A 26722-nucleotide genomic window follows, 5' to 3' on the forward strand; every position below is an offset into this window, starting at 1 on the left:
AGCTCTTCTTCAAACATAGATAATAAAATATCCAATGCTTTTACGTCAATATATTATCTGTGATAATAACGCAATCATATAGTCATAAGAGCAAAAAAAGAATTCTCCTATTATATAGTTTTTTACTCATCAATACCTATGTTCATCAATAATGGCACGAACTAGCCTAACAATACCAAAAATCAAAGATAAAATAATAAAAATTGTAATAATATTATAAATCTTATTAGGATACGCAGCGCTCTCAGGCTTATGCGGACTTTGGATTACTACTAGCTGCTTAGCCTTTCTACCTATCTCAATTCTGGTAGTCTCTACTGCAGTTATTGCAGTTTTATAAACATCTTCAGCAAAACTTAAATTTAAATACAACGCCTCAAACTGTGCTACAACATCATTAAGACGATCTTTTGAAGCATTAGAAGCGACCTTACGCCTCTCTTTTTCTAGTTGTTCTTTATGGGCTTTTAACTCAGCTTTTAATGCTATAATCTCAGGTGCATTTTCATTTAAATAACTTCTCATAGCATTTAGTTCGGTCTCTTTTTTAGAGATTTGAAGCTCAATCTCAGTGATAAATCCAGCTTTTGTTTGCACTAAACTTTGTGGATCAAAAATTCCATACTGATTTTGAAATGCTAAAAGCTCATTTTTGGCCTCTTTATATTTTTGTTTAGCATTTTCTAACTCGCCTTGGGCAAAGTTTAATTGTTCTCTGGCGATATTGTGTGAAATTTCATTAATAAATCTTTCACTCTCTTCTAAAATAGCTACTGATATACTCTGCGCATCCTCAGGACTAAAGCCTTCTACTGCAACATTTAAAAGCCCTGTAGATTCATCAAATAGCGTGTGAATTCTATCTCTATAATAATTTAAATAACTCTCTTGACTATCAGATGAATATAGACGAAAAAAAAGATCTAACTTTTGTTTTTGATAAAGCTCTCTTAAATTTATCTTTTCATCTAGTTTTTTGAGCATATCAAGAGATTTTATATACTCTTGCAAATATCTAATATCTTCAGTAGAACTAGATGGAATTCCAACTAAGCTCTCTATCCCGCTAAGCGCTATTGGAGAGCTGCCATCAGTAGATTTAACACTAAGCGATACTTCACTTACATATCTATCAGCAGCAATAAATGCATAATAAAATATCACTGCAACCATTATATATAACACAGTCTTAAAACTATCGAGCCTATTTAGGCGTTCTTTATGCTTTTTTATATCTTTAATTGATCTTAAGATCATAGCTCTTTTATTCAATTGCATATCCTTTTATACATTTCAATTCCTTCATCTACATCGTCATAAACTGTAGTCATTCCGCTATTTACTAAGATTACCTTATCGCACCACTGCTTTATCTCAGCCATATTGTGCGATACCATTATAACCTTAGAATTGCTTAGTTTTTCTTTATATATAGCATCGCTTTTTTTCTTAAATTTAGCATCACCAACTGCTCCAGCCTCATCTATTAAATAATAGTCAAAATCAAATGCCATACTAAGGCCAAATCCTATGCGTGAGCGCATACCTGATGAGTAGGTATTCATCGGTTCATCAAAATATTTACCAATCTCAGCAAATTCTTCAATATAACGAACCTTTTCTTCTAATGCTTCGCCCTTATAACCATAAACTCTAGCTACAAACTTAACATTATCTCTAGCTGAAAGAGATTGTTGAAATCCGCCAGCTAAACCAACTGGCCATGATATTTTTTTATCAGTGATGACTTTGCCAGCATTTGGAATATCAGCACCGCTTAATAATCGCATAAGAGTAGATTTACCAGCACCATTTCTACCTATTAATCCAATACTACAATCATCTGGAAAGGTAAAGGTAAACTCACGAAAAACAAAGTGTTTATCCCCATTACTTAATGGATAAAATTTGGTTAAATTATCTAATTTTATCATGGCCTACTCGCTACTAATTCTCTGCGTTTATAGTAATAAAACCAAAATCCTATAAATAGCATAACAATATTAAATGCAACTGGATATATTAAATTTATCCCATCAGCTAGCGGATAACTATCAAAGTAGTAATACTTTAGACTTTCACATATGTGAAGCATAGGATTATAAAGGAGATATTTAAGAATATCATTTGGAATGATCCATATAGGAAAAATAACGCAAGATAAAATATATAAGGCCGCAGTAATATAATTTAAAAATGTTTTTAAAGGCTCTACAAAGTGAGTTATAATGGCAAAAATCATACCAATGCTAAATCCAGATAACATCATAAGCCCCACGCATCCAAACATCGCTAGAAAATCTCGTGGCAATACATCATAACCTATAAACCATCTTACTAAAATCATAACACTCAAAAATATTGCTGAATATATATAAAACTCAAGTAGAGTTCTAGCTAAAAAAACATGAATAGGGCGAACTGGCTTATAAAAAAATAGGGATAAATTTCCAGCTATCCCGCCCATAAGTTGATTTACAATATTTCTAAACATAAAAAAAGGAATTATTCCACACGCCAAAAACATAAATACTGGCGTTTGACCAGGAACTATTAAATTGCTAATATGCTCACGAATCAAAGTTACCAAAGTTGTAATCACAAGAATTTGCATCAAAGGTTCGCCAATCACCCAAAAGTAGCCTAGATGTCTATTTTTACCAAATCTAGTCTTTAACTCTCTAAAAAACAGCGCCCTTATAACATTTAGCACTCTATCCTCCAAATTTCGCTTTAAGAATTATATCAAAATAAGGTTACAAATTACTTGAAACTCATTTAAATTCAATCCCATCACGCAAATAATAGCTCCCAATAACTTGCGTATGGTCTATTAGATATGATCTAAATTTGCTATAAAGTTGCTTATCTACTGGCTTTTGAATATTCCAAAAATTATCCAATCCTATATCTTTGGTAGTAAGCCCATCTATATCATACATAGATTTACCAAGACATATAATAGGTTTGCCATAATGCAAAGCATTTAGCCCAACTGTGCTATTTATTAAAACTACTGCTTTTGAGTTTTTAATAACCGTAGGTAGATGCACATCAAATATAGCCATTGTACGGTTTTCAATTTTATATATTTTAGATAGATATTTAATATATGAGCTATAGTTTTTTTTGCCACGATCCATTGGATGGTGCTTAAACACCAAGATTGTATCTTTAGGCGCATATCTAGAAAATGAAGCAATAATATACTCAATAAAACTCTCCATTGTCTTAAATCTAGAGTGTGTTCGCACTTGAAAATCATCATGAGTTTGAATTGGAACAAAGTAGTATTTACCACTTAGTTCACCTTCAAATTTATCATTAAGCCCTTTTTCGCTAAATTTATATTTGATCTTTCTAAACAGATTACAAATTCCATAAAAACCCTCTTTTATAGATGAAAAATCACGATGATGAATATAGTTAGGGTATAAAAAATAAAAAATATTAGATATTAAATAGTACTGAGACGCCCACCAAGCCATCACTCCATAGGTAGAATTTGATTTAGCAGTAAATGGCTCAATTTTAGATTCATACTCATCATAAAATTCCCTTATTCTAGGCATTCTAGAGTGGTGATTTACTCCATAATACTCCATAGTGATAAATCCTGGACGCAGATATCCCTCTTCAAATACATAAAGATCAATCCCCATACCCTTTGCAATCTCAATGGCTTTTTTATGATAAAATCTACAATCTCCAAATAAAAATACAATATCAATATTATTAACTTCATAGAATTTTTTGATAAATTTAGGCCACTGCTTTGGCGTGCTTTTATATGGAAAGTAGCTTTTGGTTTTTGAAAAATATGCATCACCTGCATTAAATCCAATTCGCATAACAAAAGCACCCTTTTTTGTGCAGATATTATCAAGCTTATTAAAAAAATCCCCCATTGGCCCTTGCAAAAGAAGGATATTTTTGCCTTTTATATTACCAATTCTATCTTCTAATCTCATCTTTTTACCATAAATAAAACTATGTATAAAATTTTTTGCCCGACTCTAGCATATAGTGATTTTATCTTATGCAATAAAGCATTTACTGGTTTTTGTAATTTTGCTCTTTGTTCTTGTAATGCCAAGATTAAATCACTTGCGTTGCAAGGCTTTAAATTTATAGGATGAACATACTTAGGATAAAGCAGATATGCCCCAGCTACTAATTCATCATTACTTAAACTTCTATATCTACGTGGCTGTGGTTTTTTATCATCGCTTAGTCCCCAGCCAGCCCAAAACGGCCTACCATAACAAATAACCCTTTTGCCTCTTAAAATCGCTTCTAGTCCGCTTGTAGATGTCATAGTATGAATCTCATCGGCCAAATCAAGCAAAGTTGGCATACTTACACCCTCTAGCACTTCATCGCAATATTTTAAGGCTTGATCTATATCTACCAAACCAATTCTATTGCCGCTTACTACATCTGGATGAGGCTTATAGATGATATGCGAATTTGGCGAGTTTAGCCTTGCTTGTTCTAAAAGCTCTATATTCTTCATTCCATCAGCGCCAATTCTTACACTTGCATCATCTTCTACTTGACCTATTACTAAAGCGATTTTTTTACCATTTTTAGACGAAATTATACCATCTTTATCATCATTATATTTTGAAATTTTACTATCTATCAAAATATCTTTTAGTTTTTTAGCGGCTTCTAATTCAGATGAGCTAAATTTATGATAGTTTAATATATTTTCTAGCCTACTTGGCGATGTGGTATCAAAATATATTCCCACATCATCAAAAACCAATGAATACGGCCTAGTAAGGTCGCTTCCAAGTCCAACTGAGCGAATAAATCCATCTTCTACTCTTATGATATTTACGCTATTTTCATCGCACCATTTTTGCAGTTCTAGATACTCTTTTTTACCCCATATATATACTAAAGAATTTGTATCTAATCCAGCTTTTAAGGCTGATTTAAGTGGATTTTTATTAAATACACTTATATAATTTAAATTTTCACCCAAAAATGGCTTCATAAATTTTCGCTTCCAAACAGAAAATCCAAATAAAAACTTCTGCTTTTTACACTCATTTAATCTAGCATTTTTAAGTGTGTTAATCTGTGGAAGTACTCTTTTTAGTGTAGTATTTTGCCCGGTATATGCATCAATATATTTAGCATATAATATATATGCCCCAGCAAATAACTCCTCTATACTAAGAGTTCTATTCCTTCTTGATGGAGCTTGGACTCTATCATCACTTAATCCCCATCCAGCATAAAAAGGCATACCAAAACATACGCATTCACACCCGCACATCAATGCCTCAAACCCCATACCAGAAGTCTTTGTATAGACTTTATTTATATACTTTAAAAGTGAAATTGGGTTAATATCTTCGGCTATAATTTTGATTTTAGAATCCAAATTTGATATATTTATATCTGATTTTTTCTTGCCACTTAATACATCTGGGTGAATTTTTAACAAAATATTTGAATTTGGATTTTCTTTAATTGCTGCATCAATCATATCAATAGTGCTAAATTTATCACCAAGACCATAAACCAGCGATGCATCGCCATCGGTTTGGGCTATTATAAGAATATTATTGCTATTTTCTAACTCATATTTTTGTATTAAATTTTTACTAATATTTGGCGCATTATTATATTTTGAGATATTATGAGTAGTGATAAAATCTATACACCATTTAGATTCTTGTAATAATTCATTGTCAAATTTATGTTCTGATAAAATTTTTTCTAGCCTACTTTGAGAAGTTGCATCATAATAAATTCCAATATCATCTTCTACGATACTAAGCAGCTTAGCCCCATCTACCCCAAGCCCAACTGAGCGAATAAATCCATCTTCTAAAAGCTTAAATTTACCATTAAATTTAGTTGATAATTCTATAGCTTTTTTACCAGATTCTTTTCGTCCCCAACCATAAAATGTTGGTTCTTTACATACGAATGTGAATTGCAAAATTTTTTTTATATTATAAAAATACTTAACATTTTTTATTAAATTTATAGAGCTACTATAGCCATCAAATTTCATTTCAAATCCGTATTTATAAATTTCTATAAATTATAACCAACAAACTATAAAAAAACAATAAACATTAATTATAAACCATAATTAATGTTTATCAAACTATATCTTAGCTTCAAAATATATATTATTAATTGAAGCAATATTAATAAAAATAGTCTAAATAAAATAGTTAAATTTAATATATCTAATAGAGCATTTAAACTTGATATATTAAATAGTTTAAATAGAGCAATTAGATTAATAAATCCATTAAAAGTATTAAAATCTCTAAGATTAAATTTACTAAGTAAATTCTTTTTAATACTTGGTTTTAGTTTTACTCTATCGCATGCTGTAATAGATGATTTTAAAACTGCAACATGGAATATGCAAGGCTCAAGTGCTAGTAGTGAGGCTAAATGGAGTGTAAGCATTAGACAGATGTTTAGTGGTGCTTCTGGTGTTGATATATTAGCAGTTCAAGAAGCTGGCACTCTTCCTCAAACAGCAAGAGCAACTGGAAGAACATTTGATTTTAATGGGACAAGTGTTCAAGTTAGTGAGCATATATGGAATTTAGGTACATCTTTAAGACCTAGCTTTGTCTATATATATTATGCTCCAACAGATGCTGGAGCAAATAGAGTAAATCTAGCCTTAGTTAGTAGAACTCCAGCTGATGAAGTATTCTTACTTCCACCACCAACAACAGCCTCAAGACCAATGCTAGGAATTAGAATTAATAATGATGCATTCTTTAGTATTCATGCACTTGCTAATGGTGGAGCTGATGCTTCTGCAATTGTGCATAATATAGATCTATTCTTTCAAGGCTCTCCAACTCTAGCTAGTACTAACTGGATTATAATGGGAGATTTTAATAGAGAACCAGGAGAGCTACTTAGCTCATTTGAGCTTGCATTAAGACTTAGAACTAGAATAATAACTAATAGTGCAATAACTCAAGTAAGTGCTAGAAGAACTCTAGATTATGCAATAGTAGGCAACTCTAATCGTGCCATAGTGCCAGCTCCACTTCCAAGCATTACAGCTAGTACATTCTTTGGTGGATTTAGAACTCACCTTGCAAGTGATCACTTCCCTATAACATTTAGGAGATTTCAATGAGAATAGATAATAACAACAACAATATAAAACAATACATATATAGCATATATAGTAACAATAATAACAATAACAACAATATAAAAAGAGTATTCAAACATATATCAAACTTTTTATTACTACCACTAAGTATATTAATATCCATATCCATACTTAGTGGATGTTCATCTAAAAATATAGATAGTATTAATAATAGCAACCTTGTTACCGCTTCTTTTACTAATGGTAATGGAATGTTTTTAAAACTAGATGATTCTAAAGGATTTGTAGGAGATAGCATTAAAGCCCCAGATGAATTAAAAGCTCCTGATAGAAATCCTAATATAAGCAGTGAGAATATTAGGCCTATATTAAAAGCATCTATGCTAAGTGATGAGTTTACTCCACCACTAAGTCTTAGATCACTTGATACTGGCTTACCTCTTATAGTAAATTTAAATAAGTCAGATGAGACATTTAATTGGAATTTAAGAGAGGTAAAGGCATTTAACCCAAGTATAATAAGTAGTATAAAATCAATTGATAATTTTAGAAATCTTAAATTTGAGTATATACAGTTTGTATCAACTAATAATATTGATATGTGCTTAGCAATTGATGAGAGTGGGCTATTTACTCTAAAGAGTTGTAGTGATGATTTAAATAATAAGAAGTTTGAGACTGTATATCAGCTAATACCAATGAATACTGATGCAGTACAGATTAGATCACTTGTATTAAATGGTAAAGAGTGTATAAGTACATTTGAAAATCCAAATCTAGAGCCTTGGCAAAGAGTTGGTATAAATAGATGTACATTAGATGAAACCTTTATAGCTGATATAAAAAGATTATGGGCTATAATGCCTGAGCTTAAAGCTGCGATGGTGTTGTTGCCGATTGAGTGAAAATATATCAAAATAAAGATATAAAATAAAAGACCTTATAAAAGGTCTTTTATTCTTGTTTTAAGTATGACTGTTATTTTTTATGTTCTTTATTAATTCTAATAACCTCAAATATAAATTTAATATATCCGCCTTTATACCAATTTTTATTTGCTCTTATGAGTGCCTCTCCTAGTTTGTAGCTTAGGTGGTTTTTTATTGTTAGGGCTTTTTGATTGCTTGCTTCTAATTCTTTTATTTTATCTTGTAAAACTTTTATCTGCTCTTGTGGTGTTGGTTGTGGAATTGGTGGCTCTTGCTTAACTTCTTCAAACTTAAGTAATTTAAATTTTTCTTCATATTTTGGCAAAGGAATATCATAAGGCATATCTTTAAAATATGCAAAGCGATTTTTATTTTTATTACAATATATTGCATCATATATAAATTCTAATTTTTCTTGTGCTGTGTTTAAAGAGTCTAATTTGTCTTCAATTGCTTTAGGGGATAAGAATTCATTTTGGTTGTAAGTGTATTTGAATTGATCATTATCAACTTTATCATATATTTTAGTCTTATTTGCGTCCCAGTTATGCACACATTCATTTAGCCAAAATATGTTATTTTTTACCTCTCTTATAGGATTTCCTGCATTTACTGTATTTGATAAGCAATTTTTTGTAAGCATACTCTTAGCACCAATTATAGAACCCGAAGCCACAAAAACACCTTTAGTTACGCCAATCTCTTGACCAAACCATACATGATCTCCAATATAAATACTTTTTGTTAAATTAATACGTTTATTAGTATCGCTGTCATATATTAAATGTGGATCAGCATTTCTAAACCAAATAGTATGAGAATATAAGCAATTATTACCAATAATTATATTTTTTCTCTCGGATATCAAAAAAGTTCTAGGACCAGCTGGATTATAATAATTATTATTTCCGCCATAAAATAAACAATTAGAATGAAGCGTAATATTTAATAATGTAGTGCTATCGCCTAAAAATACTAAAGCATTATCACCGCCAAAGCAAATACTTGAATTTTTTAATCTACATTTTGGGGTTAGAAATAAGATATTGTTTTTACCAATAAAAGTTATTTTAATTTTATCAAATTGCTCCAAATCTCCATAAATCACATTCCCATTTTCTCTTATATGCTTTTGCATTTTCTACCTTTTGCTTTCCTAAATTCAATTTGCAAACGGTAGGTTATCAAAAAAAAAAAAAAACGAGATTAGAAAAATAGATTAATTATTTTATTTAAGATTTTATTTATTATTATATCTATTGAAATTTTTTAAATGAGTATAACTAAGAATATAAACTATATTTTAGTAGTGATAATAATTTAAATATAAATTAGCACCACAATCTAATGATGCTAATTTTTTATCTATATAAACTTAACTATAGGTCTATAACTACCTTAGCAGCTATTGCTAGTTGATATAGAATTTGAGTTAGGATACTTGTAGCTTGAAGAGTTTTGCCTTCTACCTTTGGTAATACCAAAATTGAATCTCCAGGATAGACATCTTCTCCGCTAGAAGCTCTAAATTTACCCGCTTTGCCATTAGCCGAAATAAGTATAACTCTACTACTATCAGCCCTAGCGCTTAGATCTCCTGCCATCTCTATATAATCTTCTATATCAGAATCAGCCACATGGGTAAATGCTCCTGGCATAGAGACTTCGCCTTGGACAATTACTATATTGTCTTTAGTTGGGATATATATCGTATCATCTTCTTGCAATACAATCTGATTTATATCATCTTTATTACTAATTACTACTTGACCTTTTGGCTCAACCTGTCTAGCGCGTTCTATAAACTCCAAAATAGATTTAGCCTCAGCAGCCCTTATCTGAGCTTCTTGTGTAGTAGCTGATGATGTCGTAAGTGCGATAGACTCTAGCTCTCTTAGATGCGAATCTATAAGATTTTTTTGCATTTTAGCTACACTTTTTCTAAAAAGCTGAATAGCATCTACATTAGATTGAGCATTAAAGCCAATCTTTTCCATAATCTCACCAAGCGTAGTCCCTTTAGGCACTACAATTGCTCTAGCTCCACTATGCTCTCCATCTATATTTACACGCACTTCAGTCGCGGCGTGATCGGTCATAAACTCCACAGCATCGCCAGCCTTTAAACTAACAGATTCAAATTTAGAAAGCGGATAGCTATTAATTTGAATTTGACTATTATTGCTGTGGCTTTTTACTATAGCTTGGGTTACTACAGGCTTAATTCCTGCTAGTCTTGCTAACTCTTTTAGGCTCATTGAGTTATCTTTTGCCTCAAATCTATATGAGCGAAGCACTTCTCCGCTTGCACTCATATATGCCCCAACGCTACCAACCAAGATCACATCGCCATTTTTTAAAGCAAACATCTCGATCTTACCATCTACCATAAAATCATATAGATCAATATTTTTATAAGGCTTATTATTTCGCACTACTGTGATATTGCGAAAGCTTCCATATTGTGGATTTATCCCACCAGCTTTATCTATAAATTGTATAAGAGAATCTGAACTAAGTCCTTGATAAAGACCGGGCTTATTAACATTTCCAGTAACAAATATAGATACATTTTGATAGATACCCATATCGGCATAGACATGGACATTTTCTTTAAATACTCTTTTTACGCTTTTTGAGATAACTGCTACTAAATTTGAATTTTTAACCCCTAAAAGTTTAATAACGCCTACCTTTGGTAAAAATATATTTCCTTGAGAATCTATAGTAAGCTGTTGTTCAAACTCATATGCGCCCCATAGCTTGACATTAACCACATCACCAATAGCAAGAATATAATCAGGATTATATATATGCTGACTAACCATTGTAAAATTACCGCTAAATAAATTCTCTCCAAATACTGTTTGAACATCTTGAGCAGTTATCGTAGTTTGATTGCCATCTTGTAGCATTTGAGTAGGATTTGTTTGGTTATTAGCGATATAAGATTGTGTATTTGTCGTAGTTGAATTGACTGAATTTATAGAGCTTACTGGCATTATAGCGATTGCTGCGGTAGTAAATATAGTCAAAATAGATAGTACTTTTTTCATTTATAATCTTTCCAAATTTAAATAGTCTCAAATTTTACTTAAAATCAATTAATATCTAGCTTAAAAATTTTCTAAAAATATTAGTGTCTGTTATACTCTTTTTTTCCTATTGTCTGCTCATTTAATCTTCTTGAGAGCATTAGATCGATAATAGGCTGTTCTCTTTTATTAGCTCTTTGGCAGTGATTTTTTTGAAATTTATCTGTAATGTATATTACGATTTTTGCCCATCTTTTATGGCGCATTCTCCACGCATGGCTAGAGACTGATTCCCACGCGTAGCCATTAAATATAGTCGCATTTACAAAGTGATCAAGCGCTCTTACGCCCTGCCTAGCACGAGATGGATCACCAAATGTGCCTACAATAGCGATATAAATATAACCGATTATAGCCAATGGGACTAACGCACAAAGCAAAATAGTCCCAGCTAGCTTCTCTTTTATTCTCAAATTTACTGCCTTTTTGACATCTTTATCATCATACCATTGGCTGAACGAACCGTGAGCCTACCGACAACATCAGGGACAAACCCATCTTTTAATTCCAACTTAAATTCGCGTAAAATATTAGCTAAAATTATAATCGCCTCTTGCATAGCAAAGCCTTGCCCGATACAAATTCGCTCACCTAACCCAAATGGCATATATTTCTCTTTTGGAATATTTTCATTATGTCTATCTGGTCTAAACTCATGTGGAGCTTCCCAAAAATCATCATGTCTATGAATTAGCCATGGTGCAACGACAACCCCAGATCCTTTTTGTAAAACCTTATCTCTTATCTTAGCCTCGCCTTTACTTTGACGAGCAAAGAATCCAACTGGCGGATATAACCTTAGGGCTTCTTTAAAGACATTAGTTAAATATTTCATCTCTTTAATATCTGAAATGCTAAATTTGCCATCTTTATTAATGCTAATTATCTCATTATATGCTTTTTGCTGAGCGTCTTGATCAAGGCTTAAACAGTATAGAGTCCAAGTAAGCGAACTCGCTGTAGTCTCATGACCTGCTAAAAATAGCATTGATACTTGATCTAAAATCTCTTCAAAACTAAAACGCTCCCCGCTACTAGCATCTACTGTATGTAAAAGCGATGAGAGAATATCGCTATAATTATCGCTTTTATAACTATCATACCTAGGTTGAATAATATCTGAAAGACTCTTTCTAATTACAGCTCCAGCTTTCATTCTCTTATTTTCACCAAGAATATTTGAAAGCCATTGTGGTACACAAAAAAACTTCCTAATAGCTGTTCTAGCAGTCTCTTCTTGAAATGTTACAAATGCGTGTAAAATCTCCTTGCCTTTTATCTCATCTAGCTTAGAACTCATAATAGTACGAAATATCACATCTGCAGTTACAAATGTCATATGCTCATCAACCTCAACGATAGATCCATCAGGATATTTTCTAAATCTCTCCATCATATCAGCAGCCGCACTACTCATCAGATCAAAAACCTTGCTAATCCTAGTCATCTCAAAACTTGGTTTTAAAAGCTCTCTTTGCTTTTTCCACACCTCGCCATTAGTAGTAAAAATACTAACACCCAAAAGAGGCTTTAAAAGCTCATGGAGCATATCACTTTTTGGGAATTCTTTAACATTATCTATCATAATTTTACGAACTTCTTTAGGATCATTTACCACAAAAAGATCAAATCCAGGCATCTTTACCCTACCAGCTCTCATCTTATAGCTTTTAGCATATAAGCCATCTAGCCACGATCTGCGCTTGAGCAAAAATGTCGTTATCAGCCCAGCTTTGCTATTATGCGGTTTTGGATGAAATGGACAAACTCCCATATCTACTCCTTAAAATACTTTATCTTCAAGTCTGCTAGGATCTGCGATCATATAAAAATAATCATATCCACCGCTAATTTGAGTAGCTTTAAGATACAAAAAATGCACCTCATACCACTTATACCTTATGTTTTTATAGGTTTTTTTATCATAAATTTTAAAAAATCTCACTGATATTAAATTTGGTGAGTGTTTGGCTTTAATATTTGATTTTTTAACATAATCAAGCATAAAAAAGCAAGCACCATCTATTTTAGAGCTAAAATCTAGCCAAGTAATATCTGAATTTGCTACTATCTCAAGCTCTTTTTTAAATTTATCTCCACACTTTTGAAACGATGTAAGCGGCACACATCCGCCAATCAATACAAGCTTTAAATTTGATATATTTAAACCTTCGAGTTTGCACTTTTTTATAACCTTTGCTACGCTACTAATAGCCAAAATCGTCCCTACGCTATGAGCTACAACCATAATCTCGGTATTGTTATTTTGATTATTTTTTATACTATTTATTATCGCATTAGCAAAAAACTCATTTCTCTCATCTATTCCATCAACTCTTTGCTGAGCATATCTATAACAAAACTTATATATACTAAGCAGCCAAAATATTCCAGCCTTTTGTCCGATATAAAATATTGCTTTAGTGCCAAGATAAAATATCAAAATAGCAACCAAACCCCATAAAAGAGTAATCCCCATAATAGAGCCTAAAATATAACAAACCAAAATAATCATAAAATATGAAAATAATATAAATAATAAAGGATAATATCCAGCAATAAGCTGAGTGCGTGAATATTTTGCTACCATATAGGTTACACCAGAGATAGTATAACCGATAAAAAATGCAATAAGTGCAGCAAATACATCAAAAAATTTCTTACAAAAATGCTCTATTACTATATCGTTCCAAGCTAAAAAACTATATCTAGTTTTACAACCTTTATAATCTATAATAAAATTTGGAATTTCTGCATTTTCTAATTTATTTAAATTTAAACAATTTTGCTCTATTCTACTTGTTTTAACAATATTGCTCTTAAAGATGGAGTAGTAATACTTTGGACTTCTAGGATCAAACCCAGCGATATAAAAAACTTCTCTATTCACCTCTACCCCCCCCCCACTAATAATTTACAAATTGGCTATTCTATCAAATTTAATCATAAGCAAAACTTAAATTAAGATTATAAAACCCTTATTAATCTTAGTTTTTGATTAATTTTTAAATTTAAGTTTTATGAGCCAATCATCTAGCGTTTGCTCAAATCCAATACCATTGCTATGGTAAAATTTTAAATCTTTTAGCATATATTTTTGCTCCACCCATCCGCCAAAATCATGAGGATATAGATAATCTTTTTTGGCTGGGTTTGTATTGATAAGATATGGTGGCACTGGTAAGGCTGGATTTTTAGCTATATAATCTAAAGCTAAATTTATAGCCTTATAACTTGAGTTTGACTTAGGAGAATTGGCTAAATATACAACACACTGAGAAAGTATAATCCTAGCTTCAGGGTAGCCGATTTTAGATACTGCTAGCATAGTATTTGTAGCAATATTTAGAGCATTTGGATTGGCATTGCCTATATCTTCACTAGCAAATATCACCATTCTACGCGCTAAAAACTCTGGCTCCTCCCCAGCTGCTATAAGCCTTGCAAGATAATATATCGCTGCATCTACATCGCTACCACGCAGACTTTTTATCATGGCACTTATAAGGTTATAGTGAGTATCTTTACTACTACTTCCCTCGCCAAAACTAGAACATCTAAGGGTTTTTAAAGTTTTTAGGCTTATATTTTTATCTATATTTAGCGCATATTCAAGCAAATTTAGCATACTTCTAGCATCTCCTGAACTTGAGCTAATTAGATACTCTTTGGCCTCTTGATTGATTTGAAAATATATGCTTTTTTGAATATCATTTAAGAGTTTTTCTAAATCATCATAAGATAGTGGCTTAAACTCAAATATCATCATTCTTGAGCGAATACCGCTACTTACTGTAAATTTAGGATTTTCTGTGGTAGCACCTATGATTATACATTTTTTCTCTTCCATAGGGATTAAAAGCGTCTCTTGTTGAGTTTTGCTTAAGCGATGAAACTCATCTATAAATATAAGCGGTAGATAAAAAGAATCTTCAAATTTTGCTATAATTTTTCTAATATCTTCGCTTTTTAAATTTGCCCCATCAAGCTCAAAAAACTCATACTCCATCTGTTTAGCAATAATCTTAGCCATTGTAGTCTTGCCACTTCCTGCACTACCAAAAAATAGACTATGAGGAATATTTTTATTCTTTATAAATTTAGCAAAAATTTCTCTAATATCATCATGACCTACCATTTGTTCTATTTTATTTGGTCTAAACTTAACACTTAAATTCATCTTTTTTATCTTTTGATAGTATTAACACGCATAACATAATTGCTATAAACCCAACTAAATCATAAGCTGCAAATTCCACATTTAGCCAAAAATAGCTAAACATAGCCGCAGATACTGGTTCGATTGCAGCTATCATACTTGCTTTTGGCGCTCCAATTAATTCCACTCCCCATAGATAAAAACTAAAAGCTAAAACAGTACCAAATATCACAACACCACCAAGTGCTAAATATCCACTTAATCTACTTACTCCATCAAGATTCCAAACCTGCATATATAAAGCTAAAACAACTCCCCCAATAACAAGCCCCCAGCCAAGCACAAGCTCAATTCCATATACTCTAGCTAACTTTTGGGGTGCAAAATTATATACCACAACACAAAGTGCGCTAATAAGGCAAAATATTAAAGCTTTTAAAGATAGCGCTAGAGTATCAATCTTGCCATGAGTAGCTAGCAAAAACACACCAACTGCTGCTAAAATCAGCGCATAAAACTCTATTTTGCTTGGCAATCTTTTATCATAAAAGCATGCAAGTCCAAGAATAAATACTGGAGCGGTATATTGTAAAACCGTTGCAACTGCAGGATTGGATAACTCAATAGCATAAAAATAGCTATATTGTGTCATCATCAAGCCAATAAGTGCAAAAAATATAAGTCTTGGATAATTATAAATATTTTTAAGCGGGTTAAATATAGTTTTTGGATTTTTAAATAGGCAAAATATTAAAAGTAAAATACCAGATAAAAGCAATCTATATGGGACGAGCCAATCAGAACCAACTTGGTGGAATTTAAAAAGATAGGCTCCACAAGCCCCACTAAAACCCCATAAAATTCCACCAATAAGCGTGATAAAAATGCCAAATATATAGTTTTTACTTCTCATCACGCTTAAATTTAACTCTTAGTGAGAGCAGCCACATCCACAGCCACCACCGCTGATAGCTTTTAGTGCTGCATCATAGTTTGGCTCAGTTGTAATTTCGCTAACTAGCTCTTTATATACTACAACGCCATTTGGATCTAGTACAAAAATAGCACGAGTTAGCAATCCTGCAAGTGGGCTACTAGCTAATAATACGCCATACTCTTTACCAAATTTAGCACCTCTAAAGTCGCTAGCTACTCTTAGATTTTCTATACCTTCTGTTGAGCAAAATCTACCCATAGCAAATGGAAGATCTAAAGAGATAACAGTAGCTTCTACATTGCTTTTGCTAGCTACTTTTTGATTAAATGTTCTAGCCTCAGTAGCGCATACGCCTGTATCTAAGCTTGGAACTACTATTAAAACTTGATATTTGCCACTTGCACCGCCAACGCTGATTGTAGATAGATCTTTAGCTACAAGCTCAACTACTGGAGCAACTTGACCTACATTTACAACATTTCCTTCTAATTCTACTGCTGTACCTTTAAAAGTTACTGACATATTATAATCCTTAATTAAAATTTGCAAATGAAATAATATCAAAATTAAGATAAATAAACTCTTAATATCTAAATTTAGCCTTTTTGTACAACGATTGTCCCGGCTAAAAGATCATGTAAATTTCGCTTATCCTTTCTAAAAAAGCAAAAAAATGATCCACCTATAATAAAGGTAGTTATAAAGAAAAAGTATCTAAGAATATAAATAAGCAAATTAGCCTTTTTGCCATTTAACCCTACTAAATATATGCCTTGAGCTCTATATCCTGGACTTTGTGCTTTAAAAGCAAAAAATATAGACTGAATAACACCAAAAACTAACCAAACCAAAAATATAGCCAATTGATTACTTTGAAATTCATCTTTGCCGCTTAAAATTACATAAGTCATTATATACAAAAGAGGAGCAGCGATAAAGAACATATCCATAATAAACGCCTTTACCCTACTAAAAATATTTGCGGCTATAGCCTTACTCATGCGTTTCCACGGCTACCTGGTTTAATCGCTTTTGAGCCATCTTTGCATAGTGGGCAAGACTGCGGTGAGTAAATTTCAAATTCAAAATTACCAAGAGCAAAAAGCGGCTTATCAGCTGGTAACTTACAACTATCTTTTCTCTCATTATCAAATCCACTAACTGGACAAAATCCACGATTAGCCAAAGCTGCAAATCCAACTACCACTCCACCTAAGCCCTCTATAATCTTAGCACTTTCTAAGGCTGAGCCTCCAGTAGTTATTATATCTTCGCATATTATAAATCTCTCGCCCTCTTTTACGCTAAATCCACGTCTAAGACTCATCACAGAATCAACTCTTTCAGTAAAAATAAATCTCTTTTTACCGGCACGAGCTAGTTCATATCCAGCCAAAATTCCACCAAGCGCAGGCGAGCAAACACTATCAAATTCAACCCCAGCCTCAGCAATTTTAGCAAATAACTTATCGCACAAAACGCCTGTTAAAATCGGATCTTCTAAAACCTTTGCACTTTGTAGATAAAATTGCGAGTGGTTACCACTACTTAGTAAAAAATGTCCCTCTAAATATGCTCCAGCATCTTTATAAATTGATTCTAAATTCATAATTAAACCTTTAAAAGTTCAGCTTCTTTATCTTTTACAATTTGATCAACTTTAGCTATATAATTATCGGTAATTTTTTGTACCTCGTCATAGCCTTTTTTAATCTCATCTTCGCTTAGAGTTTTATCTTTTTCTATTTTTTTGATATCATCATTAGCATCTTTGCGAATGTTTCTAATAGCTACTTTTGCTTTTTCGCCCATAGCTTTTGCCTCTTTGGCATTTTTTTGGCGATCTTCAGTTGTCATAGGAGGGAAAAATAGCTTAACGCTCTCGCCATCGTTATTTGGATTTACGCCAATATTTGCAGCTTGAATTGCTGTGGCTATTGTTTTTAGCATTGGTTTTTCCCATGGAGTTATGGTTATTGTGCTTGCATCTGTAGCCAAAACCGTAGCAACTTGATTTAATGGAGTAGAGCTTCCATAGTAATCTACATGTACATGATCTAAGATATTAATACTTACCTTACCTGTACGAAGTGTTGTAAAATCACGCTTTAAAGCCTCTAGTGCTTTATCATTATGAACTTTTTGGTTATTATAAATTTCATTTAGCATATCTATCCTTTTAGTTGGCTGTTGTATTATTATCAGTTATTGGTGCTGCTGGTGCTACGCTTGGTACTTGCGGTGCTTTGATTGAATTAAATTTAGCACTATCTACTACTGAGTCGCGTAAAGATTGATTATATGTATAACCAAGCGCAAGTGTATTAATAACAAACAAAAAGCCCATAAAAAATGTAAATTTAGCTAAAAATCCAGCTGGACCCTTAGCGCCAAATAGACTCTCATTACTTCCGCTATAAGCTCCAAGACCCATAGAAGCACTCTTTTGCAATAATATGACAATAGTCAAAATCACTGCTAGCAAAACTTGTATAATAAGAAGAATTGAACTCACGAGTATCCTTTGATTAGTGTAATTAGCTCGTGATTATAGCAAAAAAAGTTAAAAATTTAGTTAAGCCATCATTTAGATGGCTTAAGTTTAGTCGCGATTAAATATACCTAAAAGGTTAAGAAGTGAAATAAATAAATTTAAAATATCAAGATATAGCGAAACTGCAGCAAGCACTGGGCTATCATATCCACCGCGTAAAATCATTTGAGTATCATATAAGATATATGCACTAAATAATATCGCACCAACAGCTGATATAATAGTAGCTAAAATCGCACTTTGAAAGAATAAATTTAAAAGTCCAGCTACTACAATTACGATTAAAGTTATAAATAGCATTTTACCCATTGATGAAAAATCACGCTTAGTATTAAACGCAAAAACTGTAAGCCCGCCAAAAGCCACAGTAGTCATCAAAAACGCTTGAGTAATGATATGACCCATACCAGCACCTATATAAGTATTAAGCACTGGACCAAGAGTTAAACCACTAACAAATGTAAAGCCAAATAGCAAAATTAAGGCTAGAGTTGGATTTTTGCGTGTAAAAAATAGTCCAAAAAGCATACCAAGCTCTAAAATCAAAAGCATCCAGCTAAAAGTTTTAACATAATCAACGCCAATATACGCACCAACAGTCGCAGCTAACAATGAAGCACTAAGCAGCTGATAGGTTTGCTTAACAAATGTCGCTCTAGCACTATGAGATTGCTCCATTTCAAACTCATGAGCAAATTCATTTTGTCTAGATGATAAATTTCTATTATATAGACTCATTTTTCCTCCGATTTAAATTTTAGCGTAAGTCTAGCAAAATAAATTTAATATGTGATAAAGATTTAAGTGAATTTGATTTTAGTTAACAGAAATTTAGAACAAATTTGGTGAAATTTTTAAAAATTTAGCTTGTAATAATAAAAACTACGCCAAATTTGTCATTGCAAGCCTTGCATTATAAATCATATTTTCTAAATTTATTTTATATATTAGATTTATCTTTATTTTTATATTCTTTTTTAATTTTCATAGCTTCAAATATAAATTTAATATATCCACCTTTATACCAGTTTTTATTGGCTTTTATTAGAGCCTGACCTAGTTTATAGCTTAGGTGATTTTTAACTTTTATGGCTTTTTGGTAGTTAGTTTCTAACTCTTTGATTTTATCTTTTAGAATTTTATTTTCTGCTTCTAGCGATAGCTGCATAGATAGCTGAGTTTGTGGCGTATTTTTGTTTAATTGTGATAAGACTTGAGCCTCAGTTTTTTTAATAATTTGCGGTGTTAGAATACTATCAATATGTTTAACAATATTTGGGTAAAGACGACCTATATACTCATCTATAAACTCCATAGAGTCTTTGAAAAATACTATATTTGGTATAAGATAAGAACGATCTATATCTTTATCAATCTCTACATCTTTATCAGTTAGGATAACGCTTAAATCAAACAGCTTCATCTTTGGGTTTGGTTTGCATAAAAAGAAGGCTATAAGGTCGAAGTATGGAAGAATAATTTTATAAGGTTTTTCTAAATGAGAATTTACATAAAATTCAGTATTATCCAAATTTTCATCATTAAATTTAACTATAAGATTACTATCAACTTTTGGTTCGGCTTGAATTTCGCAAAATATATTTAATTTTGAAGTTGGTTTAACAATATCATTATTTTTATTTCTTAAATGGATAGAGGCACAATGCGCAGTAGCAATTCCAAAACCTAACTTTGTTATCTCTCCACTATTTTCTAAATTCCAGCTATGCATTCCAATAATTTCATATCCATCACAATCATTAAATGATAAACTATTCCCTTTTTCTAAACGATAAACAATTTCATTATACATAGAATTATTAGGATTGAAAATCTTAAAATTACCATTTCTTTGCATATTTTCTGGTGTTACTATTTTAAATTCAAGCATATTAATATCAAGTGATTTTTTAGAAATTTTAAATATATCAATATTTTTAGCAATCTCTTTACCAACATTTCTATTTACTACAGCCAGCTGATGACCACCAAATTTATTACCAAACTGAATTATCTCATTATTTTGATAGTAGTTTTGCATATCAACAATATTTAACCCATAATAATTAGCTAAAAATCTATGCATATTAATAACTATTTGATAATTTTTAAATCTGTATGGTAAAATTAATATACAAATTGGTTTTTTAAGTTTATATAGAGTTATATATAAAAATTGCAAATTCTTAAAAATTATATCTAATGAGAGATTTTCTCTAATATTATGATTATCAAGTTCATTAATAACAGATTCAGTTATTATTAAATCTGCATTTTGGATAGCTTCTTGATTTTTCTCTCGTTTTAATTCATATAGATTTTGAAGGCTTGTTGTGCCTCCTAAAGCTAAATTTGTTACATTTGCATACTCTTTTAACCCTTTTTGTAAGCCATTTACCATTACAGAATTACTACCGCCAAGAAGTACAATATTTTTCATATTTACTAATTTCCTAAATTCAATTTGCAAACGGTAGGTTATCAAAAAAAAAAAAAAACGAAATTAGAAAAATAGATTAATTATTTTATTTAAGATTTAATTAAAAAGTAAAATAGTAGATAAAGGTGAGATAAAAGAAACAATTAAATTTAAAAATCAAATATAAAACAATGAGTAATCTATAAGTGGTGCGGACGAGAGGACTTGAACCTCCACACCGTAAGGCACCAGATCCTAAGTCTGGCGTGTCTGCCAATTTCACCACGTCCGCAACAGTAAAAAAGAATCTGTTAAGCAAAAGCTTAACAAAGTGGTACGCCCAAGAGGATTCGAACCTCTGGCCTACGGCTTAGAAGGCCGTTGCTCTATCCAGCTGAGCTATGAGCGCATAAGAAACTCAGCTCTTATATTTAAAGTGGTGCGCCAGGTAGGACTCGAACCCACAACCTACAGATCCGAAGTCTGTCGCTCTATCCAATTGAGCTACAAGCGCAGCCTTCCCATATAAAGTGGGGTGAGTGATGGGAATCGAACCCACGACCCTCAGGACCACAATCTGATGCTCTAACCGACTGAGCTACACTCACCACATGGTCGGGGTGAAAGGATTCGAACCTTCGGCCCCTTGGTCCCAAACCAAGTGCGCTAACCAGACTGCGCTACACCCCGAAGTATAGTCTCGCTACTTCAAATAAAGAGCTGTAATTATATATAAAAAAAAGTCATTTGTCAATTAAATCTAGCTTAAATTTGAGTAATATTTCAAATTTAAGCAATTTTTCAATTTTCTCTCTTTTTTCTTGAATAAAGATTTATCATCTCTACTACCAAAGAGAATGCCATAGCAAAATATATATAACCTTTTGGTATATGAAACTCCAACCCTTCGCCCACTAATGCCACGCCTATTATGATAAGAAATGCAAGCGCTAATACTTTAATAGTAGGATTAGCATCAACAAATCTACTAATAGCACCACTAGCAAGCAACATAACACCAACTGCTAATATAACGGCTAATATCATAATCTCTATATGATCAGCCATACCTACAGCTGTAATCACACTATCAAGAGAAAAGACAATATCAAGTATAGCAATTTGAATAATAATCATCATAAAGCCAGCTCCAGCCCTGCTAGCCATACTTTGCTCTTCGTTTTCACCTACTGCGTGTGAGTGTAACTCAAGAGTGGATTTAGCTATCAAAAACAACCCTCCAGCAATAAGCACAATATCACGTCCTGAAATTTCTTGCCCTATCACGCTAAATAATGGAGTAGTAAGCTTCATAATCCAAAATAGGCTAAGTAGCAACAATATTCTAGTTATCATCGCAAGCCCAAGACCAATTACTCTAGCGCGATCTCTTTGTTCATTTGGCAATTTGCCACATAAAATCGCTATAAATATGATATTATCAATACCCAAAACTATCTCAAGTGCAGTTAGCGTCATTAAGCTAATCCACGCCTCAGGCATATAGATCCACTCAAGCATTTTTATCCTTTGTTAGAATTTTTATAATTGTTTTTGGTAGTAGCTTATGCTCGATACTATGAATTTTTTCCTCCCACTCTTTTAGGGTTTTATCTTTGCGAGAGAAGCTCTTTTGGGCTATTATCTCTCCAGCATCTAGCTCAGAACTTACCCAATGTACACTTACTCCACCTATTTGCATATCGCTATGATAACTATCTGTTATAGCATGCGCTCCTTTAAATAGTGGCAATATGCTTGGATGTAAATTAATAGCTTTAATATTATCAGTAAATACAGGAGTAAGAATTCGCATAAATCCAGCAAGCACAGTTAGATCAATGCTATATTTATTGATCTCATCAACTACTGCTTTATCAAACTCCTCTCTACTGGCATAATCTTTATGATTAATAACCACAGTATCAAGACCAAATTTCTTAGCACGCTCAATCCCTTTAGCATTAGGATTATTGCATATCAATAACGCCACATTAATTTTAATATCATTAAAAACCTTATCATGTACTCTTTCTAATATAGCTTGCAAATTCGAGCCACTTCCACTAAATAAAACTGCAATATTTTTTACAACCACTCTAATCCTTTTATAATATCATTTGGGGTAAAGCTATAGCTATTACCCTTATAAATATAAGCTGATTTTTGATGAGCTAGAACGCCATTTATAGCTGCTTTTAAAGGGGTAAATCCATTAGCTAAATAGGCTACAATAATTCCTACAAGCGCATCCCCGCTTCCACCGACGGCTAATTTTGAACTACCACTAGAGGCGATATACAGCCTACCATCTTTAGCTATAATTGGATTGGCACCTTTTAGTACTAGTGTTGATGGAAATTTAAGGCTAAATTTACGAGCCAATTCAAAGCGGTTATTTTGAATCTCATCTATATCAAACTCACCCATATCACACATCATAAGCAAAGAGCTAAATTCCTTAGGATGAGGAGTTAAAACCACCATCTCGCTCATAGCAAAATCCCTAATCCAAGGCTTGTAAAATGCATCAGCATCTACTGCGCATCTTAACCTTTTAAGCTTATCAAAATCCAAACTAGCTCCACCAAGCCCCATACCAAAGCCTACTACACCAGCTTTATCAAAACTACTCTTAAGCATAATCTGTGGATCTATATTTATACTATTTTGGGTTAAATTTACAATACTAACCCTACCAGCTCCCATTTTTAAAGCTGCTCTTGCTGCGATATTTGCAGCGCCACTCATATCTCCACAAGCAATAAACGCATGACCAAAGTCGCCTTTATTTACATTTTGAACTTCTCTACTAGGAAGCTCTAGATCCTCAAGCAAAAGAAGATAATCGCAATCTCCATAGCTAAATTTGCTCTCATCTATACCTAAATTTGCTAAACTAATCTCTCCGGTAAAATCCTTTGCCTTATCAGAATACAATCCAAGCTTTAGCACTCCCATACATATAGTAAAATCAGCTTTAAAAACCTGCTTGGATACTTGAGCATTTTGGCTAATTCCGCTAGGGATATCAACAGCGATTTTAAGGCAGTTTGCAGCATTTGCTAAATTTATAATATTAGCAATTTTAGGTATCATCTCACCCCTAAATCCACTACCAAAAATCCCATCTACCAAACAATCAAACTCATTAAAATCACTAATTAAATCTAAATTTAAAATCTCTACGCCTACATTTTTGGCAATATTTAGCTGAATTTTAGCATTTTGATTTATATTATCTTCTAGCAAAACCAATCCGCACCTATACTCGCCACTAAGCATTCTAAGTGCTGCAATTGCGTCGCTTGCGTTATTTCCTTTACCACAAAGTGCTAATATCTTGCTATGGGGTTTTAGGTTTTGGCGTATTATTTGAGCTACGGCTCTAGCAGCGTTTTCTTGCAATACCAACTCGCTAATACCTAAGGATTCTATGGCATTTTTATCAAATTTATCTGAGCTTTCATAAAGATTTTTCATCTTTTCATCCTATAACTTAAACTCTCCATTATATCAGATTTTGAGATTATTTGAGAATCTCGTAAATCAGCAATTGTGCGACCTACTTTAAGAGTTTTATTTATCCCTCTTTGACTAAGATTATAGCTTGTAATAGCTCTATTTAAAACCTCTTTTGCCTCATTTTCTAAAATACAATATTTAGATATATCTGCATCACTTAGTTTGCCATTTAGCTCACTTTGACCGCGTTCAATCTGATGTTTAAAAGCATTTAGCACCATATCGCTCATTTGCTTTGAGCTTAGAGATGGTGCATCATCTTGGCCTATCTCGCCCATCGCACAATATATATCAATACGGTCTAATATAGGGCTAGATATGGTATTTTGATACTTTGCTATCTCTTTATCAGTGCAGATACAGGTGCTATTTTTGCTAAATAAATTTCCGCACGGGCATGGATTCATCGCCGCAACAAATAAAAACTTCGTATCATAACTAACTTTTGAATTTACCCTAGATATATTTATCTTATAATCCTCCAATGGCTCTCTAAGGCTTTCTAAAATCTGCTTACCAAAATGTGGAAACTCATCAAAAAACAAAACTCCACCATTAGCAAGAGCTACTTCTCCAATCTTTGCCATACCGCTTCCACCGCCAAAAATCGAACTTCTAGTGCTTGTATGGTGCGGACTTCTAAAAGCTCTAATGGCACTAAAATCGCTACTATTTGAATTTAAAGACTCATAAGCACTAGCTAGTAAAATTTCATCTAAACTTTGAGGAGGCATTATATATGGCAATCGTTTTGCACTCATACTCTTGCCACAGCCTGGACTCCCTTCAAATAGTATATTATGCATTCCAGCTGCAGCGATAATGCTGGCTCGCTTGGCTCTTTCTTGTCCTTTTATATCTATAAAATCAAGCTCATAATTTAAATTTGGCACAAACTTACGACCAGCGATCTCTATTACATTATTAAAAATAGGATGAACTGCATCAACCTTGCAACTATCCCTAAACTCATCATTTAAGAAAAAATCCCTGGCTTGAGCTAGATTATCAACGGCATAAACTTCAAAATTTGGAATCATAGCAGCTTTTAAGGCGATATCTTTTGGTAGTAAAATTTTGGCATATTTAACATGAGTGCTTAAAAATAGTAAAACAGAAAATAATTCGGCCGAACTTCTAAGCTTGCCATCAAGCCCAAGCTCTCCAAATACAAAATAATCACTATCAAAATGCTCTTTTTGTAGTAAAACCAAAAGCGCAATAGCTAAATCAAAGTGCGATCCATCTTTTTTAACATCGCTTGGACTAAGATTTATGACTATTTTCATCGCTGGTAGAGTAAAGTCTCTAAGAGCTGCAAGAGCAGATTTAACACGAGTTGCTGCTTCTTTAATAGTTACACTAGCAAGACCAACTATCTCAAATCCAGGCAAAGCCCTAAGAAGAGTAGATTCTATATTTATTAGATGAAGTTTATTATTTAAACATGCACATTTTAGGGATTTCATAGCGATTGGCGTTTTGGCTTTTTCTTATACTCTTTATCAAATTTTTTACGCTTATTAAAGCCGATTCTCTCTATAAATAGATGGCCATCTAAATGGTCGTTTTCATGCTGTAAAGCAACAGCTAGCAAGCCATCAGCCTCAAGCGTACAAACCTTGCCGGTTCTATCTTGATACTCTACCACCACATTAGCAGCTCGCTTTACATCCTCATAGTATCCTGGTACGCTCAAACAGCCCTCTTGATAGAGTTGTTCGCCATATTTTTTGATAAATTTAGGATTGATGATTTCTAATAAATCATCTTTGTTTTGGGTATCGTTTTCATCTACTAGATTGATAATTAAAGCACGAATTGGTCTGCCTACTTGTATAGCTGCTAGACCTATTCCTCCTTTAAAAATCATAGTATCATACATATCATCTAAAAACTCACCTAGTTCAGTATCAAATTTATCCACTTCGACACTACGCTCAAAAAGCTTCTTATTAGGATATTCTAAAACTTCTAAAACCAT

26 protein-coding genes and 5 tRNA genes are annotated in these 26722 nt (G+C 32.6%); 2 read left to right on the forward strand and 29 right to left on the reverse strand.

What is annotated here, in order from left to right; all coding sequences use genetic code 11:
* Window positions 1-129: 129 nt before the first annotated feature.
* From CVIC12175_RS07565 to CVIC12175_RS07585, 5 genes are all read right to left on the reverse strand, one after another.
* Complete coding sequence (locus tag CVIC12175_RS07565; protein ID WP_418219512.1) at window positions 130-1272, reverse strand: KpsE/RkpR family capsule polysaccharide export protein; 1143 nt, start codon at window positions 1270-1272, stop codon at window positions 130-132.
* Complete coding sequence (locus CVIC12175_RS07570; RefSeq protein WP_086255009.1) at window positions 1269-1934, reverse strand: ABC transporter ATP-binding protein; 666 nt, start codon at window positions 1932-1934, stop codon at window positions 1269-1271. The genes CVIC12175_RS07565 and CVIC12175_RS07570 overlap by 4 nt, the downstream gene beginning before the upstream one ends.
* Window positions 1931-2713: a capsule polysaccharide transporter KpsM gene (gene kpsM / locus CVIC12175_RS07575; RefSeq protein ID WP_086249280.1), complete on the reverse strand. Its 783-nt coding sequence runs from the start codon at window positions 2711-2713 to the stop codon at window positions 1931-1933. The genes CVIC12175_RS07570 and kpsM overlap by 4 nt, the downstream gene beginning before the upstream one ends.
* 61 nt (window positions 2714-2774) lie before the next feature.
* Window positions 2775-3971 carry a capsule biosynthesis protein gene (locus CVIC12175_RS07580; protein ID WP_086257408.1) on the reverse strand — a complete coding sequence of 399 codons (1197 nt, stop codon included), beginning with the start codon at window positions 3969-3971 and terminating at the stop codon, window positions 2775-2777.
* A complete protein-coding gene (locus CVIC12175_RS07585; RefSeq protein ID WP_086257407.1) occupies window positions 3968-6037 on the reverse strand; it encodes a capsular polysaccharide biosynthesis protein in 2070 nt (689 codons plus the stop codon). Before CVIC12175_RS07585 ends, CVIC12175_RS07580 begins: the two co-directional genes overlap by 4 nt.
* A 237-nt stretch (window positions 6038-6274) precedes the next feature.
* Here CVIC12175_RS07585 and CVIC12175_RS07595 point away from each other — a divergent pair, with 237 nt between their 5' ends.
* The gene (locus CVIC12175_RS07595) at window positions 6275-7141 is read left to right on the forward strand and encodes a cytolethal distending toxin subunit B family protein (RefSeq protein WP_257789280.1); all 867 of its coding nucleotides are present in this window, start codon (window positions 6275-6277) and stop codon (window positions 7139-7141) included.
* The gene (locus CVIC12175_RS07600; RefSeq protein WP_086316005.1) at window positions 7138-8025 is read left to right on the forward strand and encodes an RICIN domain-containing protein; all 888 of its coding nucleotides are present in this window, start codon (window positions 7138-7140) and stop codon (window positions 8023-8025) included. Before CVIC12175_RS07595 ends, CVIC12175_RS07600 begins: the two co-directional genes overlap by 4 nt.
* Before the next feature lie 73 nt (window positions 8026-8098).
* On the opposite strand, the gene CVIC12175_RS07605 is transcribed toward CVIC12175_RS07600, so the two are convergent.
* The 24 genes from CVIC12175_RS07605 to def all read right to left on the reverse strand — a co-directional run bounded on the left by CVIC12175_RS07605 (window position 8099) and on the right by def (window position 26722).
* Window positions 8099-9187, reverse strand: a complete 1089-nt coding sequence (locus CVIC12175_RS07605; RefSeq protein ID WP_086256834.1) for an LbetaH domain-containing protein — start codon at window positions 9185-9187, stop codon at window positions 8099-8101.
* Window positions 9188-9428: 241 nt separating this feature from the next.
* On the reverse strand, window positions 9429-11105 hold the full coding sequence (locus tag CVIC12175_RS07610) for a polysaccharide biosynthesis/export family protein (protein WP_086256835.1): 1677 nt from the start codon (window positions 11103-11105) through the stop codon (window positions 9429-9431).
* 80 nt (window positions 11106-11185) lie between these two features.
* A complete protein-coding gene (locus tag CVIC12175_RS07615) occupies window positions 11186-11551 on the reverse strand; it encodes a hypothetical protein (RefSeq protein WP_086256879.1) in 366 nt (121 codons plus the stop codon).
* Between the two features lie 8 nt (window positions 11552-11559).
* On the reverse strand, window positions 11560-12918 hold the full coding sequence (locus CVIC12175_RS07620; protein ID WP_086256836.1) for a cytochrome P450: 1359 nt from the start codon (window positions 12916-12918) through the stop codon (window positions 11560-11562).
* Between the two features lie 9 nt (window positions 12919-12927).
* On the reverse strand, window positions 12928-14034 hold the full coding sequence (locus tag CVIC12175_RS07625; RefSeq protein WP_086256837.1) for an alpha/beta hydrolase: 1107 nt from the start codon (window positions 14032-14034) through the stop codon (window positions 12928-12930).
* A 108-nt stretch (window positions 14035-14142) separates the two neighbouring features.
* A complete protein-coding gene (locus CVIC12175_RS07630; RefSeq protein WP_086316006.1) occupies window positions 14143-15324 on the reverse strand; it encodes a replication-associated recombination protein A in 1182 nt (393 codons plus the stop codon).
* On the reverse strand, window positions 15308-16216 hold the full coding sequence (locus CVIC12175_RS07635) for a DMT family transporter (RefSeq protein ID WP_086256839.1): 909 nt from the start codon (window positions 16214-16216) through the stop codon (window positions 15308-15310). Before CVIC12175_RS07635 ends, CVIC12175_RS07630 begins: the two co-directional genes overlap by 17 nt.
* Before the next feature lie 18 nt (window positions 16217-16234).
* Window positions 16235-16762 carry a thiol peroxidase gene (tpx, locus tag CVIC12175_RS07640; RefSeq protein WP_086247811.1) on the reverse strand — a complete coding sequence of 176 codons (528 nt, stop codon included), beginning with the start codon at window positions 16760-16762 and terminating at the stop codon, window positions 16235-16237.
* A gap of 74 nt (window positions 16763-16836) precedes the next feature.
* Window positions 16837-17241, reverse strand: a complete 405-nt coding sequence (locus CVIC12175_RS07645; RefSeq protein ID WP_086255059.1) for an RDD family protein — start codon at window positions 17239-17241, stop codon at window positions 16837-16839.
* On the reverse strand, window positions 17238-17849 hold the full coding sequence (pyrE, locus tag CVIC12175_RS07650) for an orotate phosphoribosyltransferase (RefSeq protein WP_086256072.1): 612 nt from the start codon (window positions 17847-17849) through the stop codon (window positions 17238-17240). Before pyrE ends, CVIC12175_RS07645 begins: the two co-directional genes overlap by 4 nt.
* Before the next feature lie 2 nt (window positions 17850-17851).
* Window positions 17852-18409 carry a ribosome recycling factor gene (gene frr, locus CVIC12175_RS07655; protein ID WP_086247814.1) on the reverse strand — a complete coding sequence of 186 codons (558 nt, stop codon included), beginning with the start codon at window positions 18407-18409 and terminating at the stop codon, window positions 17852-17854.
* A 10-nt stretch (window positions 18410-18419) separates the two neighbouring features.
* Window positions 18420-18755 carry a preprotein translocase subunit SecG gene (secG, locus tag CVIC12175_RS07660; protein WP_086256840.1) on the reverse strand — a complete coding sequence of 112 codons (336 nt, stop codon included), beginning with the start codon at window positions 18753-18755 and terminating at the stop codon, window positions 18420-18422.
* A gap of 87 nt (window positions 18756-18842) precedes the next feature.
* Window positions 18843-19532, reverse strand: coding sequence for a Bax inhibitor-1/YccA family protein (locus tag CVIC12175_RS07665; RefSeq protein WP_086247816.1), 690 nt, complete (start codon window positions 19530-19532; stop codon window positions 18843-18845).
* A 202-nt stretch (window positions 19533-19734) separates the two neighbouring features.
* A complete protein-coding gene (locus tag CVIC12175_RS08565) occupies window positions 19735-21234 on the reverse strand; it encodes a hypothetical protein (protein WP_180383974.1) in 1500 nt (499 codons plus the stop codon).
* 186 nt (window positions 21235-21420) lie between these two features.
* Window positions 21421-21505 (reverse strand) — tRNA-Leu (locus tag CVIC12175_RS07675).
* A gap of 40 nt (window positions 21506-21545) precedes the next feature.
* A tRNA-Arg gene (locus tag CVIC12175_RS07680) sits at window positions 21546-21622 on the reverse strand.
* 28 nt (window positions 21623-21650) lie between these two features.
* Window positions 21651-21727 (reverse strand) — tRNA-Arg (locus tag CVIC12175_RS07685).
* A 17-nt stretch (window positions 21728-21744) separates the two neighbouring features.
* Window positions 21745-21821, reverse strand: a tRNA-His gene (locus tag CVIC12175_RS07690).
* 4 nt (window positions 21822-21825) lie between these two features.
* Window positions 21826-21903 (reverse strand) — tRNA-Pro (locus CVIC12175_RS07695).
* A 111-nt stretch (window positions 21904-22014) separates the two neighbouring features.
* Window positions 22015-22734, reverse strand: a complete 720-nt coding sequence (locus CVIC12175_RS07700) for a TerC family protein (RefSeq protein ID WP_086256841.1) — start codon at window positions 22732-22734, stop codon at window positions 22015-22017.
* Complete coding sequence (purN, locus tag CVIC12175_RS07705; protein ID WP_086256842.1) at window positions 22727-23311, reverse strand: phosphoribosylglycinamide formyltransferase; 585 nt, start codon at window positions 23309-23311, stop codon at window positions 22727-22729. Before purN ends, CVIC12175_RS07700 begins: the two co-directional genes overlap by 8 nt.
* Window positions 23302-24696: an NAD(P)H-hydrate dehydratase gene (locus CVIC12175_RS07710; RefSeq protein ID WP_086256843.1), complete on the reverse strand. Its 1395-nt coding sequence runs from the start codon at window positions 24694-24696 to the stop codon at window positions 23302-23304. The genes purN and CVIC12175_RS07710 overlap by 10 nt, the downstream gene beginning before the upstream one ends.
* Window positions 24693-26207 carry a YifB family Mg chelatase-like AAA ATPase gene (locus CVIC12175_RS07715; protein WP_086256844.1) on the reverse strand — a complete coding sequence of 505 codons (1515 nt, stop codon included), beginning with the start codon at window positions 26205-26207 and terminating at the stop codon, window positions 24693-24695. The genes CVIC12175_RS07710 and CVIC12175_RS07715 overlap by 4 nt, the downstream gene beginning before the upstream one ends.
* A complete protein-coding gene (gene def / locus CVIC12175_RS07720) occupies window positions 26204-26722 on the reverse strand; it encodes a peptide deformylase (RefSeq protein ID WP_086256845.1) in 519 nt (172 codons plus the stop codon). Before def ends, CVIC12175_RS07715 begins: the two co-directional genes overlap by 4 nt.

This window comes from Campylobacter vicugnae, from assembly GCF_002139875.1.
Classification (GTDB): Bacteria; Campylobacterota; Campylobacteria; order Campylobacterales; family Campylobacteraceae; genus Campylobacter; species Campylobacter vicugnae.